Genomic DNA, 15808 nt, shown 5'->3' with positions numbered 1-15808 from the left:
CTGTTGAATCCCTTGAAAAGATCTACGAAAGAAACGAGCAGCGGCAAAGCAGAAACGAAAAGCGTGCTCGACGAGCTAATTCAGCGGGGTGCGCGCCAGATCAATCAGCAGGCAGTCGAAGCGGAACACGACGCGGGACTTGCAGTCCCAGTTCGGGTGATTGGGGCTCACGATATTGTCTATCCAATTCTTACTTTCATTGGCTTGGCAGCTAACGGTCGGAAGTCTCTGCGCTGGACATCCCTACCTGCGTATTCGTCAAACTTCGACAGCCTCCCCGGCAAAGCCGAGAGGATCACAACGGACTAGTTGCCGTCGTAGGTGGCGCGGCCCTTTGTTCGATACCAGAGGCGGATCAGTCGACGCTTCTGCTCGGCATCGACGAAGGCACTGCGATAGTGAGCGCTCCAATGGTTGTTCACGTACTGGATCTCCCCCGAATTCAGCCGAAACTCCATGCTGAATTCGTCGTGGGAGAGCAGGCGTTCGAACAAGGCGAGCGCCTCCAAAAGCGCGTCATCGATGGGCACTTTGGCCAGTTCGTAGCCGTTGCGTATCAAATTTGGGGTTAGGCGCGCAGTCAGACGGCAACCGTCGAACGCGAGCATCGGCATGGCCAGTGTCTTGGGTTCGTCGGGGTGATGCTCGGCCTGGCGGTCGTAGATGCAAGGTGAGTACAATCGCTTCAGCAGGTCCGGCGCTTCTTGCAAGAACCGATTGTGTACGCTGTACAGGCTACAGAACCTGCTGTCTCCTCCGGTGGCTGCCTGCTGCAGGCAGAGCAAACCCACATAGTCCGGCACGACCTTGCCGAATGCGTTGTCGGTGTGGAACGACAACTCACCATTTGTGGCGGAGCCGCGCACGCCATAGCCGAACTTCTTGCCGCTGTCGGTAACCTCGTAAAGGATAGTGCCGTCCCAACGGGTCGCCACGGGGCGCGATAGCAGGAGGCCGAGTATCCAGTACGCGAAAATGGCTTCATCGGCACTGAGATGCTGAATGGGTAAACCGCCCAGCACCACAAGCCCCATGCCTTCGTCGAGTCGTGCTTGAACACGCTGCATCAGTTGTCGGCAGCCAGGCATCTCGAAGTCTGAAGCATGACAAAGCAGGAGTGGCAAAGGCGCGTGTCGAAAGCGCTCCACCGCTGCGAGGATTTCGCCTTGTTCTTTCACGCCAAGGTTCAGGCGCCAATATTCAGGGCGGACGTCGTTCCGTAACCATGCTTGGCGACCTAGGACAGGTTGATTCAGATGCATCATGCTTGCGTCTTCCTCCGCCAAGTCTGCAGGGTACCCGTCTCCAGGAGCCCCGTGACATTTGTGCGCTCGAGCGGAATCAGCCAGCTTGCCAGGCAGATAATGTCCCAGCGATCAGCTTGTTTGCAATCCATATCGACCAACTCGGTGAGCTGATCCCAGCCCAGTTTCTCCTCATTTGCCAATGCGATGGCCAGCTTGGCGGCGGCTTGCTTTTGAATCGCACCCGCCGCTTGTAATCGCATCATCGATGCCTGGATGTCCAGGTCGTGGACCGGTACCTCGGATTCGATCTGGTCAATGGCTGACACCAGACGCTCGTGGAGATTCGAGTCAAAATTCGCGTGCAATCGCTGGATGAGATTGATGCGCTGATTGCGCTCGAACAGGATGCCGAGTTCTCTCACAATGTCGGCAGGCTCGTCAGGAATGTGCACGAAATTGAGGACTCGATTGGGAGGGGCCAATACGCTTCGCATGTCGTCAGGGCGACGAAATGCGGCGACCGGTCCGCCCTTGAGGTCACTCAGCCTGACAGACGCTGGAACACCAGGGATGGGTTGCGTGTCCCGCAGGAAGAAGGTGAGAGTGGGACACGCAGAGAACCAGCGCGTCGAGAAGTCCAGCCGGTCGACCGGGTACACATGCCAGTCGTAACGCCAGATCTCACGCATGCTGTGCCGATTGAATTCCGTTCGCTCCACGCCGATCGGTTGAAAACCACGCTCGATCACATACTGCAGCATAGGCCGCAAGCGGCGTGCGACGACAGCATCCGGCTTTGCACACAGCATCGCCAATGAGTGAAGATGTCGGTGTGGATCGGATCCAAGGATGGTGACCCAGTCCGGCCAACACTCGCGAAAGTACAGGTCACTGCTGAACTGATGCCGCTTCGGCGCTTCCGAAGTCAGCAGGTTCCAATCGTTGGCCGACGCGCTTCTTTCCAGCATCAATTCACCTTTCCCAAGCAACGTAAGAAATGCTGCATCCGCTCCTCCCTGAGAGGAACACTCATACGTATCTTATAGCTGACGCGACAGAGATCGGAATCCCAGAACGGCTGGCGTTTGGCGAGGATGCCCCTTTCGCTTAACCAGTTGAAAGCGGTGTCCTGGACTGCTTTGCAAAACACAAAAGGAACGCCTTCGGCATGGTGGATCGTCTCCGGGAACCCGCTTGATATCAACGCTTCCACCATCTGCTCCTGCGCAGATTTCACTCTGACGCGAAGCGGTCCAGCAATTGAACCTTGGTTCAGGATGGCCCGCGCCAATCGAATCGACAAAGAACTGACTCCCATTGGGGCTATATGAGATCGCAGCGTGTCCGCCACTTCTCTGGTGGAAAGGCAGTAACCAAGCCGCAGGCTTCCCATCCAGTAGCCTTTAGCCAGGCCGCGCAGGACGGCCAGGTTGGGGCAATTGCAAATCTCGGAGGCCACGCTGAACGCGGGATCGTGGTAGTTGCCATAGGACTCGTCCACCACAACCACTCCGCTGGACTCGGCTGCAACAGAGCAGAGTGAACGGACCTCGTGATGCGTGAGCGTGTGCCCCGTAAGGTTGGGACGCTCAAGCAGGACAACCTTGGCTCCGGCTGGACCGGATTCACATTTAGCTCCTTGCGCTTGCACCCAATGAGGAAAATCTGGATAAATATCACCGATAGATCCAGCATGTCCTCGAGCGGCCAGGCTTGCCGCAGCCTGTAAAAGGCTATTGACACCCGCGGCACACGTAACAGCCACTGATCCCTCGCTTAAACCGAAATATGCGAGAACGGCAGGTGCGATGCTGCGCTCCCCGTATGGGTCATCGACTAGGTATGACGACAGGGAAGGTAGACCCTCTTCCGATTCCAGGGCCAGTTCCTTCGTAATTACATTGAATACATCGCATCCCAGCCACTCGCGCTCGTCGAGCGTCAACGCGAGGTTGAGCATTCCGGGCGTGTCCGTTAGCACCGCGCCTTGGTAAGACGTGACCGCCAGTGTCATGTCGTCATTCCCCATCGGGCAAAAGGCACGAACAATTCTTCGGTCGTCAGTGAGCCATGGTCGTACTGCAGGCCCGAGAAACTGAGGAATTCGTGCTCGCGTGCGATGAGGACGATGCTGCCAACGCGCTGTCGGGCTAGTGACCCGGCTGCGAAGATCTGATCGGCCCCCACTACATCAACGGTGCCTGCCAGAGCGGTGCGCAATTCTGCTATGAGCATCGGTGTGCGCTCCTTGGAAGCGTATATCCAGCGAGCGCGGCCAGCACCCCCGAGTTCGCAACCATGACGTTGCTGGAAGTCTTCCACCGTGCTTGCCACCAAAGGACTCGTCGATGTGGGTACGAGTCCGTGGTCTGAGTGCGCGAGCACTAGGCAGTTGTGTCGCTTCATCAACGAGGCAGCCAACTCGTCGGTGCGGCCCAGAAATTCGAGTGCTTCGTCGTTGTAGCCATGCGCGTGTACATGACGGTCGAGTTCCAAGAAGCACCAGACCAAGGATGGCACGTTGGCGATCATTGAGACGGCCTGGTCAATGGCCTCCAATGCGGCCCGGAGGATGCCGTCCACGTTCTCCATGGGTGAGGCGCTATAGAAACGCTGATTTCCCAGCGTGTGTGCGCCGCGGACCAAGGTGTCGCGCCAACTGCAAGGCACGTCCACCCAGTCGCCGAGGACGGCGACTGGGTGGAAGCCGAATGTTCGCGCATCGCTGAAGATATTGCCGCAGTCTGGTCCACGCATCGCTCCGTGGAACTGGTACACATTGATCAGTTTGGCGTCGTCGTCCATGAAGACTACGCCGGGAATACCATGCTCGTCGACGCTGCATCCGGTCAGACTACTCAGCCAGGCAGCGGATGACGTGGTGGGGAAGACAGAGCGCATGGGTTCCATCTCGGCATGCCGCCAATAGCGCCTCGCCAGATTCCAGGGCACACCATCGATTGCGAGGATGACAATTGGGCGCGGTCGATCGCTAGCCCGCTCATTCGCCAGGCAACTGCGCACCCGTTGGCGAAAATCGGTGATAGAGCTGACGGCCTCAGGACGAAACATCATCTTTCATCTGCTCTGTTGACCTCAGATCTTGACTCAACTGCTCCACTAGATCTTGTGCCCACCTCGCGGTGTGTCCAAGGATTGCGCTGTTTGACCCGGGGCGTGCAGCGCTGAGTTGGAAGTATCGCAGGCCCTCAACGGGTGCCCCAAAGATGGTAAGGCGCGTCTGAGGCTGTCCTTGCGCGTCCAGCGGATGAAAGCCGCTGCAAACGTCGAGCGCACCCGGGATGAAGTCTGGCTCGCCGATGATGCCTGGATTTCGCCAGTGACGTACGATGCCGCAGCGTAGCAGGTTCCGATACAACGGACTCTCATCCTGCAGTGCATTGAACGAGTGTCCGCGGCCTTCGATAGCAAGTTGGACAGGGATGGCTGCGCCAGTCGCCTTTCCGCGCACCATGAAGCCACCCTGTTCGGAGTCGGGCACCACCTCCGCATGCGGGCCAGCCGAGACGTCCACGACACCTGCTTCCACCAGAGCCAGCAACTTGCTCATTGGTTCCACGCCAGTGCCATTCGACATTCGTGTATATAGGCGAAAGTACAAGGAGGTGAATTGCCGATGGGAGCCTGCGCTCAGCCCGCCGAAATCCAAGATCTGCGACAAGATTGATCGAAGATCACGCCAGACGCCATCGGATGCCGCTTTCACCGGGTCGCTGAGGTTTCCTCGCTGAGCTTGTGCAAGATCTTCCCGGAGGTAGCGCAACGTGGCGCGTCGCCAGCGTTCAGGAGTTTGAGCATCCGCTTCGTCAAGGGGCCAAAACTGCCGGCGCCAGTTGAATTTCCGCTTGCGCATCTCCTCCGGCAGATTGAGCTGGTCGAATGCCGACTGCCCACTCTGTAGCAGCACGTCTATGACAGCATCGACTGGCGCCGAATTTTCTTTGGTCAAGTAATCGGCGAAGTTGGCTTGTGATACAGCCTTGAAGTCTTCGGCGAATGCTGATCCCACCAGCGATCGGTAGTACACGTACGCCATCTCCAGCACGATGATCGGAAAAATGTGCCGTTCAAAATCAAGCTGACGTACTTCACCATGAGGGAGTCTAGTTAGACGTCCCCATCGATCGCGCTGACCGCGGATCGTCATTTCGGTCAGAAATTGGCCTTTGTGTTCCAGTTTGACATGGGACACTCCAGTCCCATCCAGGGCCTTTTCGTTGTAGGGGCGGCAGGAGGTGAACATGCCGCTCGGGCTTGCGACAACGATACGCGGTTCGCGACCACTCGGGATGTACTGAGGTACCCCGATGGGATCGTTTGGCGAACGTGGCTGGAAGCGTCCGCCGCGTCCCTCAGTCAGATGCATGATCGTGTCGATCGCGGTAAGGCCCATACCCATCAGTGCCGTAGGAGCTCCAGGCGGAACCGTTGCTTCGTTCAGTCTTTCCTTCAGCGGATAGGGATAGTCGATGTAATGCGCACTGTGTCCGGCGGAGGCAGCATAGGTCGCCAGTACTTTTTCCTTAGAGTCTGGACTGGGTGTGCTCCGAGCATGCCCAGTCGTCAAGAGAACAAAGTCAGCTGCATATGTAGAAGATGTTCCGCAAGCGCTGGCTGTAATGCGGTAGCCATCGCTACCCAGGGACTGTAGGTCGATCACTTCGGCAGTGATCATTTCGATGAAAGTGTTGGGGTAGCTTTGGAGGATCTTGGCGTACCTGTGGAAAGCGTCACGCAACGCCATGCCATGAAGGTATCGCTGGGGGACATCGCTGGGCACAAGGTCGAATCGGGGATCGCCCGTGGCTTCGAACATGCTTCGTACCCATTCATAAAATGTCGGCCGGAGCGTCGATCTCAGGAGAGGACCTGCGTGAGTGACGGATTCGTCAGCGGCGAACGATATCTGGCTCGCCACTCGGTTGAGGTAGCTAGTAGGCACTTGCGATGGGCTATGTGTCGAACCGCCTCCGAATTCTCCACCTCGCTCGAAGACCAAGACTTTGATGGTGCAATCGAATGTAAGCGTCGACAGATGAGCGGCAAGCCGCTCGAGTGCATAGGTTCCCATTGGGCCGGCACCGACGATGGCAATCTGGCGGGACGGCTTCATAAAAATACCGGTCGTTTACCGTGATCTTTTGCTGCACGCTCGAAAGAAGCTGCGGCCTGAAACACGGTTGCCTCTGCGAAATTACGGCCCACAACCTGCATGCCCAGCGGCAGGCCTTCGCGTGTAAAGCCGATCGGCATGGACAACGCAGGATTGCCGGTGACGTTGAACGGGGCAGTCTGGACGGCAACACTCATGGCTGGCGGCGGCCAGTTGCGGGGAAACTCATCCAGTCGTGGCGCTGGCCCCATCCCGCAAGTGGTGATAAGGATATCGAATGGACCGAACACCTGCTTGTTGAATGACACCGTTAGTTCTCGCCGCATGCGGTAGGCTTGAATCAGGTCGCTTGCGGACAGGTTGGCGGCAGGGGCGACTCGCTGATAGGTATAACGTCCAAAGTCAAGCGGTCGCTCCCGTAGGTTCTGTTCGTGAATGGCGTATGCTTCTGCGGTCATGATCACGCGAGCACATGCCTTGAACAGGTTGAAATCGTCAAGCTCAATTTCTTCCACTTTGGCGCCCAACTCCGCGAAGCGCTGCGCAGCTCCGTCCATCGCGGTTACCACTTCGCGAGAAACGTCCGGTGCGTCACTAAAAAATCTCCGTGCATAGGCTATTCGCATGCCCGAGACGCCGACGTCAAGTCCCGTTGTGAAATTGGGAACTGGAATGTCGACGCTGCCGGGGTCCAAGGGGTCGAACCCAGCGATGACCTGCATCGCCGACGCCACGTCATCGACGCTCCAGCCCATGGGACCACAGTGATCAAGTGAATAGGATAGGGGATAGACGCCACGACGAGACACCCTGCCGTAAGTGGGTTTGAGGCCCACCACACCGCAGTGACAGGCTGGAGACCGGATCGATCCGCCAGTGTCGCTGCCCAGTGCAACTCGCACAAACCCCGCAGCCAGCGCAACACCGCTGCCAGATGATGAGCCGCCGGTGAAGTGATCAGTATTCCAGGGGTTGCGGGCAGGTGGCATCGGCAAGTCAAACCCAGGGCCACCGATAGCGAATTCGTGAGTATTTAGCTTGCCGACTAGAACTCCGCCTCCTAAGCGTAGCTTCGTCTCGACAGCAGCATCCTCGCTGGGAACATGGTCGACCAAGAGTTTCGAGTTGCAAGAAGTGACGACGCCGGCTGTAGCGTAGATATCCTTTAGTGCATAGGGAACCCCATGAAGAGGTCCTCGGTCTATACCTTGGGCAATTTCATCGTCGGCACGTCGAGCATCCTGCAACGCCCTTTCTTCGGTCACAGTGATGAAAGCGCATAGCTGTCGGTCGTACCTGGAAATCCGGTCGAGTGCGTACTTCGTCAACGCCATCGAAGTGACCGAGCCAGCTCGCAAGGCCGCACGAATTTCCGATACAGATAACTTGTGCAATTCTTCATGCATGGGCTAGCGCAGTAACGTTTGCAGGTTGAAGACTTGCGCGGGTTCACTTTCAACGCTACGAGAAACGCGCATCGAATCAGCCATCTGCCGAAGCTCGGAATCAACGAAGAGGTAGCCGGGCAGTAGATCCGCCGGTATTTCGGCATGAGGATCGGCAGCAGTGGGCAGGCTTGGCTTGTTCGATTCCATGTCACTTCCCTTGAGTTAGGCGGCGACTGTCGTGCTCAGCATCTTGCGAAAGCGCTCCCGCAACGGGAAGGGTACAAACCGTTCGACGTGGAAGCCAAGCTGTTCGTCAAGCTTGTAGGTGACGGGCTCCCGCATGCTCAATTCCGAGAAGCCATGGGCCAACTGCTCGACGTAACCGGGATACTGTGACTGCATCGTGTAGATGAGGCTGTAGTAGAGGTTGCGACCAAGCGAGAAACACGGGTAGCGCGATTCGTAGTTCTCCAGCGACATTTTGGGAAAGCAACCGTCGATGATGCGCTTGGGGCACAGCCAGAGCGGGAAGATCAGTGTGGTTTCGCCGATTACCCGGGCCGGGAATGGTGCTGGTTTCATACCGCTGGTTACGCGGAATAGCGCCTCGCACAGCACGTCCTCGAGATTCAGGCCAGTGCAAATGTATGAGGTTCCCAATTCCTTCGCTTTCTTGGTCAGGGCCAGGCGCACTAGCAGGGTCCCCAAGAACTCGAAATCGTCGCCCTTGAACTCCCGCTCGAAGCGGTCGATCAAGGCAAGATCGTCGGAGGGAATTCCCATCAGCTCCTTGACCTCCCCCTCTTCCATGACCGTCAGATCGAGACCGTAGGCCTCGCATAGTTCGCGTGCACGCGGTACGCCCTTGTCCCAGTCCGGAATGCCCATGATGATGACGGGGTGCACCTTGAGGCCATGGGTGCCGAGTTGGCTGAGCGCATATAACAGCGCGTTGCTGTCGCCGCCGCCGCTGACGCCGACGACTAGATCCGAGCCAGCAGGCACGGTAGTCAGCACCATGTCGGCCACGCGCTGAGCGATTACCGACTTGCACTCCTCGGGGCTGAGCTTCTTGAGGAAGGCCTCAGCTGAGGAGTTTGTGTTGTCCATCTTCTGGTAGAAGTACTCGGTCGCGTTGAGGGCGGACTCGGCCTCAATTGTCTTGAATTGCGACAGCGAGAACAGAAACGGATTCACATTCCGGTTGAAGTACAGGAGGATTTCGCCGGCTTCGTCGAAGTCGTGGAGTCTTCGGTCCAAACAAGGATTGAGCTTAGGCTCACCGCCGTCCCTGGGCACCACGTAAATGGAGATGCCCGACCACGGGATTCCGTGTCTGTTCAGAACGTCCAGCAGGCGTTCATTGCCTTCGCTGGTCAACTCCTGGCGCCCATGGGTGGAAACCAGTGACACGATTGGTTTAATCAGCTGCTCTTGGCCACCTTGTTGCTTTTTCATAGCGCGTTATCGCTTGATATTGTGAAGAAAGCAAATGGCCGTCCTATGGACGGCCATACTGGTATCGCTTACTGAGCGCCAGTTTCGCAGCTACCGCCGCAAATCACTTCCAAACCATGCTTGGAAGCCGATACGGCGTGGCGGCTCGTGCGCATTGCCTCAAGCTCTCGAACGCTGAGCGCGGCCGACTGGACGTTTCCAGCAGATGGAATAAGATTGACGGACGTCTTCTTCAGGTCAAAATTGCTAGCAATGCCAGTGGACAGTTTCAGATTTTGCATTTGATACTCCATTCAAAAAATTGAAACACGAAGCGCCCTTGAAATGGACGCATCAAAGTGTCGTCCTTCCTAAAGATGGTGTCAATATATAGTCGTCCTAAAATTTAGGTTGAAACAAGCTCGCTATCCACTAGTGTTTGCGAATGGCAAAGAAAACGTACCAATAACTGCAACCCGAAGAACGTATGCGAATCAATTTCTGGCGGGACACAGGCTTGAGCGTGGAGGCGATCGCCCGCAAACTCAATCGTGCACCATCGACAGTGAGTCGAAAACTGGCACACGATACACAATCAAACGGTCTGTACTGTCCGCGTGTCCACAGGCGTCCCGCACACCTGACGACAAGCGGCTCGCCCCGCGCCAAAACTCGCGCCGGATTCGGTGCCGAGAGGCGTCGTGCTCAAGTTCTTGTGCGAAGATCAGTAGCCGCATCAAGAGATCCCGGCTACCCTGAAGCGCGTGTTCCCTGACGATCCGAGCCTGCACGTGTCCTACGAAACGATTTACAACGCCATCTATGCCCAGCCTCACGGCGAACTGCGCCGTAGCTGATGCGTGTCTGCGCCAGCATCGCACCAAACGCCTATCAAGTTCGCGCGGTACAGACCGACGCGGGGGTATCCCCGATATGGTCAGTATTCACGTGCGCCAGCCCGAGGTTGACGATCGACTTATGCCGGGGCACTGGGAAGGCGATCGCATCAAGGGCGCTGGCAACAAGTCGACTGTGGCCGTGCTGGTAGAGCGCATGAGCCGTGCAGTGCTGTTGGCAAAGATGCCCGACGCTACCGCTGCTTCGGCGCTGGCTGCCTTCACGACCAAACTGCAGTCGATCGTCGAGCCGTTGCGCCAAAAACCGAACTACGATCAAGGGCGAAAAACGGCCCGCCATGCCGAGCTGACGGGCGCAACCGACGTGCGTGTTTAATTCTGCGACCCGCATAGCCTTTGGCAACGCGGTGCCTGCGAGAACACCAACGACCTGCTGCTGCAGTACTTGCCCAAGGGAACCGATCTGTCTGTCTACTCTCAAGAAGACCTCGACGCCATTGCCGACAAACTCAACACTCGACCGCGTGCAACGCTGAACTGCCACACGTCTCTAGAAATCCTTGCTCAGTCCTGGCTAACCCCACGGACAGGTTGCCCGTTCAGCAATCCGTGCAATGTTGCACTTCGCTCTTCAAGCCGCCCTAATCTTCACACTATAGTAGTCGGGCATGCGAAATTCAACGGTATCAACGGTACGCCAAATCACATATGGCCGACAGTTAGCCAAAGTGGTTACAATTTCACGGATTGGCGCACTTATTGAATGGAATGGGAAATTCTTTCATTTTGACAACGCCTCTTAGTGGCCGATTGACAAAATTATGGCGAAGGAAAATGGTAATCGATTGGAACCACGTTATTTCAATCACAACAAACTAGAATGATTGGCAATGAGTTCACTCAATGTCGATGCCGTGTGCGCATTTCTTCTAGGGGCGAAATTTGAGAGCTTCACCTAAGAGTAGCTAACACAAGTGTAAGCACTCGGTCAGCACCGTCTGTACGGGAGAGGGCGACGCAGGCAATCTGATTCCCATCAGATTGAGCTGAACCCCGAAGGTCGGACTCCGACCCGAAGGGGCTATGGGAAAATATAGGGATCAGGCCAAGCTGTCGGCCGTCAGAGATTACTGCTCCGGCGAGGCCGGCCTGAAAACTGTTGCTCAACGGCATGGCGTCAATGTTTCATCATTACGGCAATGGATTGCTGGTTATCGGACTCACGGCGAGGAAGGCGTGCGGACGAAGAAGCGAGCTCCCACGAATTTCAGCGCCGAATTCAAACTTTCGGTCCTGAAGCGGATGCACGAGGAAGGCTTACTGTCTACGCATCCGAGATGGTGCCCACTGTGCTTCCTCGAATGGCGCAACGCGGGACACGAACCCTATTTGCCGTTGATCTGGCAAGCCGCCCCGATTCTGGTTTGCCCAGTCCATAGCATGGCACTGCAGTATGAATGCCCAACCTGCCGACGGGTGCAGCCGTTTGTGCCACGCCATGCCCATGTTGATTTTTGTTCTCGGTGCGGCAGTTGGCTAGCGGCAAACCATAAGGAGCTTCGGGGAATCGCCAAAGCCAGCCGTCTCAGCCCACAGCAGCGGTACAACATCGATGCCATCGGCGAAATGATTCTCCGAGGCCCGGAAATCAGCGAACTGCTCACGGCACAACATCTGCAGACTCGCACTGCCGAGATAGCCGACCATCACTTCGACGGCAACCCGCCAGACGGCTCAGCGTATTGCGATGAACGTGTGCCAGTCGCGCGAGTGTCTACATATCGATTCGCAAGGCGGCCGCGAAGCGTCGTGCCGAGACGATCGGTGCAGCGCTTTCCGAGTCCCTCAAGGACGCCATGAACTGGTCGAAATCGAGGGGCGGTGTTGAATCGCGGGCCAGATCAGGATTCGTGACAGGTCGCTCTGCGCACATTATTTGCGCAGTTATGGCACAAGCAGTATCGACGGTGCGGGTCGCTGAAACACCCGGTTGCAGCGCTGCTTGTCGCCAAATTCAGTCGAGGAACTTAGGCAGGGGCGTGCCATTCCCAAAGACAACTTTTCTGAGAATTTCGGGGGCCACGGACATCTTTTCTGAGACAAGGGGCATATGGATTTCTCAAAAAAGATGTCCAAGTCCTTGATCTGTCTAGGGGCCCAAAGACACCTTTTCTGCGAGCCCACAGTTCTTGTTGTTGGTTCTCAGAAAAGATGTCCGCAGTCTCAATAAGTTGTCTTTGAATAATTGGCTACCGTTCACGTATAAGGGATGCGATCCATATCGACAGGCTGAAAATGATCGGAGAATATTTGGCGATGGTTGCATTCGACGCAATGTTTGATCGACGGTGTCAGATCGACGTTGCGCATCGGAGGCGCTCATTCGCCATTCCACGTGCGATCTGAGACAGGAAGGATATTTTTGCCCCAAGTGCAAAGATATGCTTCCCTGACAAAGTGCAACGTTATGCTTCCCGAGCAACAAAGCCGGCCTTGTGCCGGCTTTGTTGCTCGGGTGCGACTAGACGGGGCGCCGTGGCGCTTCAGCGAATGGCGCAGGCGAGCGTGCGAATCTCAGTTTGAGTTTTGGGCGTCGGCTTAAGCCGGAGCGCGGCTCAAAAAAGGGGCAGTTGCGTATCGGTAGTCTCCGATAGAAGGGCGAAGTGGTCGCTTATGCGAATCTGAGGGTCATCGCCGAAAGTTCTTGGACCTGAAAAAACCCCGGAGCCGTGGGGTCGAGACGGCCCCCTCCCTCCAGACTCTCAAGCCAATATCCAGCGATGACGCGCTGCAGTTGCATCCCTTTTTGAAATATCGAAATAGCGTGCTGTGTCGTTATCGCTTGACCAGCGATGACGCGACTACCCGATGACGCATTCTCAATTTGCACTTCTGCGCCATCCTGCGCGTTTCGATGGTTCCCCTCATGGAAAAAGAACATTTCCGGCTGATCGAGGGGGGCAAATTCAACGCTCGAATCGTCCTTTCCGATCCGCCCTGGACTGGATATGCGCTCCGCAGGTAGATATCCCACAACGGCAACGTGGCACAGTTTTGCCAAGGTCGACAACTGAGGAGCGTCGATTTTGCCGGACAGGTAAGGAATCTGAGCCGACAATCCGGAAAATGCAGCACAGACAAGCGCCTCGCGGCGCTGCCCCTGATTTTCCAGTCGTTCGATCCATTCCGGAACGACGGACGGAGGCAAAACGGTCATGGCGCGATAAAAGAGTTCGGGGCAATCCAGATCCGTCCACTGAGCCCGCCAAAGTCGGTCGAGTGCGGCCGCGCCCTCGAGCCGGAGCAGCGCCATGAACGCCGCGGACCTTACTGCACGGTCTTGATGCTCGAGCAGAATCGTCATGTCGCCAGCAAAGCGCTTCAAGCCGAACTGGCGAACCGTATTGGCAATCGCGGTCACGACCGCCGATGCCGAATCCCGCGGCGTGGAAGCAATGACGGCATCAGCCTCTTCGGGCGTTGCTGCGGCGTTCAGTCTGCATATGACGTCGAAATCGTTATCGAGTCCGGCGAGCCTGAATTCACCGATCCGATACCAGGCAGGCCCGATCCATTTTGCGACTTTTTCCATCAATGGATAGCGCGGCACCTGATTGTCCAACCATGTCCGATATTCTTCGAACCGCCCCCGATCGCCTCCTGCGAACGCAACGATAACTGTCGTTGATGACTTTTCGGGAACTGGTGAGACTTTAGTCAAGGGAATGCGAAAATTTCGATCCCAAATTTCCGCAGACATTTGGAGTCGCTATGTTGATGAGGGGCGTATATGTCTCTTTGTGCTGTTTGCCTTCCCGGAAGCGCTCGAGGTGCTTCGGAAAGAGTTTCCAGGTATAGAAGTTTCGGCCGCAACGGTTCTAAACGACGACCTCAGGGCATGCGACGATGAAGCCGGCATTTTTGAGACCGAGGGAGATCGGAAATTTGCGAAGGATGTTCTGCAGCAGATCGGTCGTGAGCTATCACCGAGTGCTCCACTAGGTCATGGTGCAATGGGAGCGTTGGTTGTCTTCCACAATGCTACACCAAACAATACATTGCCCATTTTCTGGAGTGCTGGATCGGTCCAGGAACGCCCGTGGAAGCCGCTGTTTCCACGATCATAGACAGCGGCGCCGGTATGGATATTGAGGTATGTCGGTGCCATGTGCAGTGATCTTTCCGGGCGGAGAATGACGAGCGCGATGAGGTCGGCGCTCCGACGCCCTGGCTTCCAACATTTTTGCCTGATCTGCGACTATCGGAAGACAGAGCGTGTCCGGGCTGGCCGGCTACCGGACCACATACGTGGGGATTGACGTTTTTCCGGGGCTGCGCCAGAATCCAAACTGGCTTATGAGAAAGCCAGCCGGCCCGCGCAGGCGAAGCATCGCATCTCTTCCTCACGTTTAACCTCTCCGAGCACTCGGGAACTGCGGGCCGTGCCTGAAATGAATGTGCTCGGTAGGAGTTAATCGTGTCCCAACTGACTACTCGTCTCCTTTTGGCCGACCGCGCCAAAGTCGTTAGCCTGCTCAAGCGTGTCGCAAAGAGTCTGAAGAAGAGCGATCCGGATCAAAAGCTTGCCGTGTACCACGACATCATTGCACGTTCGTATGGTTACTCGAACTGGTCGATGTTGCACAAGAATGCGGAACAGATGACTCTGCCGCAGTTTGAGGCGTTTGTCGCGCTCGTTGTGCAAAATGTCGACGTCCAGAAAGTTTTGCTGAGTCAGCCGGAGTTCTTCGGAATACTAACGGTAAAGTGTAGATTGTTCTCGAAGAGCCTCGGGTACCTCGCCGACGAGTTCAGTGATGGAGAGCCACAAGCGATCGTTCTTTCCGATTCAAAAAAGGTCCAAGAGATGATGGAGTCAAACGGTGTGTACTATTACAACGCCGGGAAGGTCCACATGAACAAGGAATTGCTCAGAAAGGGTTTCTTTGAGGTGCCGTTGGTCGTGCCGACTGAAGGCAATCTGGAGTGGGTTGAGGGATTCCATCAGGTAAATGCGGCCCTTGAAATGGGAGTGAGGATCGTCCCGATGGGAACGTCACTCGCTCTTGCGCAACACCTCAGTTCGCTCGTCGGCGCGAGTAACCGAAGCACGGTTGCTAGCCCGTTCGATTTCTCGGAGTGTGACGCCACAGTCATCTAACGCTCGCTCGTCGGCTCTGCTAACGGCTAGTCTGTCGCGACTGCGTATCCGTCTGACGTGCTGAGAGGACGCCGTTAGATTGCTGGATAGGAAATTCCCGCTCATCGAACGGGAATTCGAAGAGGTGGGGCTGGCAACGTACCGCGGAACGACGTCCAGTCCGATATGCCTCCCCGTTCCCTGTTTCTATCACCGACCAGAGGTCAGCGCGAGTAACCGGTATTCCGTTGACCTGCAAAGTGCGCTTCCCGCCTCACCCCGCTACACCCGCGTCGAGCGCAACGACGTAGCGTAGCAAGTCGTCTGCGCGTCCTTCCGACACCAGCTGTTCCGCTGTCGTGTAGTCGAAGATTGGCAACGGCTCATTGCGATACCAATACAGGGCCTTTGGGACGTCGCCAGAGATATCGGTCGCAGCTCGGATGATTCGCAGCGCTTCCCGAAGGTACTTTTGCACGCTTTCGGAGCGTTGTTTTTTGGGCCAAGTTCCATCGACACGCCCGAGCGGAGCCGCGAAAATCCCAAGGACAATTTTTCTGAGAGTTTCCGTGGCCGCGGACACTTTTTCTGAGACGAGTGGCATG

The 15808-nt window shown here is 56.4% G+C and carries 13 protein-coding genes and 2 pseudogenes; 4 read left to right on the top strand and 11 right to left on the bottom strand.

Annotation, left to right across the window (positions count from 1 at the left end; all coding sequences use genetic code 11):
- Positions 1 to 305: 305 nt before the first annotated feature.
- The 9 genes from ACPTTC_RS32990 to ACPTTC_RS32950 form a co-directional block, all read right to left on the bottom strand.
- Positions 306 to 1265 (bottom strand): TauD/TfdA family dioxygenase, encoded by a 960-nt coding sequence (locus tag ACPTTC_RS32990; protein WP_423395537.1) that lies wholly within the window; start codon positions 1263 to 1265, stop codon positions 306 to 308.
- The gene (locus ACPTTC_RS32985) at positions 1262 to 2215 is read right to left on the bottom strand and encodes a hypothetical protein (protein WP_423395536.1); all 954 of its coding nucleotides are present in this window, start codon (positions 2213 to 2215) and stop codon (positions 1262 to 1264) included. The genes ACPTTC_RS32990 and ACPTTC_RS32985 overlap by 4 nt, the downstream gene beginning before the upstream one ends.
- On the bottom strand, positions 2215 to 3261 hold the full coding sequence (locus tag ACPTTC_RS32980; protein ID WP_423395535.1) for an aminotransferase class I/II-fold pyridoxal phosphate-dependent enzyme: 1047 nt from the start codon (positions 3259 to 3261) through the stop codon (positions 2215 to 2217). The genes ACPTTC_RS32985 and ACPTTC_RS32980 overlap by 1 nt, the downstream gene beginning before the upstream one ends.
- On the bottom strand, positions 3258 to 4322 hold the full coding sequence (locus tag ACPTTC_RS32975) for an alkaline phosphatase family protein (protein ID WP_423395534.1): 1065 nt from the start codon (positions 4320 to 4322) through the stop codon (positions 3258 to 3260). Before ACPTTC_RS32975 ends, ACPTTC_RS32980 begins: the two co-directional genes overlap by 4 nt.
- Complete coding sequence (locus ACPTTC_RS32970) at positions 4306 to 6381, bottom strand: FAD/NAD(P)-binding protein (RefSeq protein WP_423395533.1); 2076 nt, start codon at positions 6379 to 6381, stop codon at positions 4306 to 4308. The genes ACPTTC_RS32975 and ACPTTC_RS32970 overlap by 17 nt, the downstream gene beginning before the upstream one ends.
- The gene (locus tag ACPTTC_RS32965) at positions 6378 to 7787 is read right to left on the bottom strand and encodes an amidase (protein WP_423395532.1); all 1410 of its coding nucleotides are present in this window, start codon (positions 7785 to 7787) and stop codon (positions 6378 to 6380) included. Before ACPTTC_RS32965 ends, ACPTTC_RS32970 begins: the two co-directional genes overlap by 4 nt.
- 3 nt (positions 7788 to 7790) lie before the next feature.
- Positions 7791 to 7976 (bottom strand): hypothetical protein, encoded by a 186-nt coding sequence (locus tag ACPTTC_RS32960; RefSeq protein ID WP_423395531.1) that lies wholly within the window; start codon positions 7974 to 7976, stop codon positions 7791 to 7793.
- Between the two features lie 15 nt (positions 7977 to 7991).
- A complete protein-coding gene (locus ACPTTC_RS32955) occupies positions 7992 to 9227 on the bottom strand; it encodes a hypothetical protein (protein ID WP_423395530.1) in 1236 nt (411 codons plus the stop codon).
- Positions 9228 to 9295: 68 nt separating this feature from the next.
- Positions 9296 to 9508, bottom strand: a complete 213-nt coding sequence (locus tag ACPTTC_RS32950) for a hypothetical protein (protein ID WP_423395529.1) — start codon at positions 9506 to 9508, stop codon at positions 9296 to 9298.
- 185 nt (positions 9509 to 9693) lie between these two features.
- Here ACPTTC_RS32950 and ACPTTC_RS32945 point away from each other — a divergent pair.
- Positions 9694 to 10708: pseudogene (locus ACPTTC_RS32945) on the top strand (IS30 family transposase).
- Between the two features lie 438 nt (positions 10709 to 11146).
- Positions 11147 to 11500, top strand: a pseudogene (locus ACPTTC_RS32940) (transposase); the annotation flags it as partial.
- Positions 11501 to 12734: 1234 nt separating this feature from the next.
- Here ACPTTC_RS32940 and ACPTTC_RS32935 read toward each other — a convergent pair.
- Positions 12735 to 13823, bottom strand: coding sequence for a hypothetical protein (locus tag ACPTTC_RS32935; protein WP_423395767.1), 1089 nt, complete (start codon positions 13821 to 13823; stop codon positions 12735 to 12737).
- On the opposite strand from ACPTTC_RS32935, the gene ACPTTC_RS32930 reads away from it, so the two are divergent.
- On the top strand, positions 13789 to 14190 hold the full coding sequence (locus ACPTTC_RS32930) for a phosphoribosyltransferase-like protein (protein ID WP_423395528.1): 402 nt from the start codon (positions 13789 to 13791) through the stop codon (positions 14188 to 14190). The two genes, ACPTTC_RS32935 and ACPTTC_RS32930, sit on opposite strands and share 35 nt — an antisense overlap.
- Before the next feature lie 350 nt (positions 14191 to 14540).
- Complete coding sequence (locus tag ACPTTC_RS32925; RefSeq protein WP_423395527.1) at positions 14541 to 15224, top strand: hypothetical protein; 684 nt, start codon at positions 14541 to 14543, stop codon at positions 15222 to 15224.
- Positions 15225 to 15477: 253 nt separating this feature from the next.
- Here the strand turns inward: ACPTTC_RS32925 and ACPTTC_RS32920 are convergent, their stop codons facing one another.
- Positions 15478 to 15807, bottom strand: coding sequence for a hypothetical protein (locus tag ACPTTC_RS32920; protein WP_423395526.1), 330 nt, complete (start codon positions 15805 to 15807; stop codon positions 15478 to 15480).
- Position 15808: the final 1 nt, after the last annotated feature.

It is taken from the genome of Burkholderia mycopellens, from assembly GCF_964265025.1.
Classification (GTDB): Bacteria; Pseudomonadota; Gammaproteobacteria; order Burkholderiales; family Burkholderiaceae; genus Burkholderia.
This window is presented reverse-complemented; position numbering and strand designations above follow the sequence as displayed.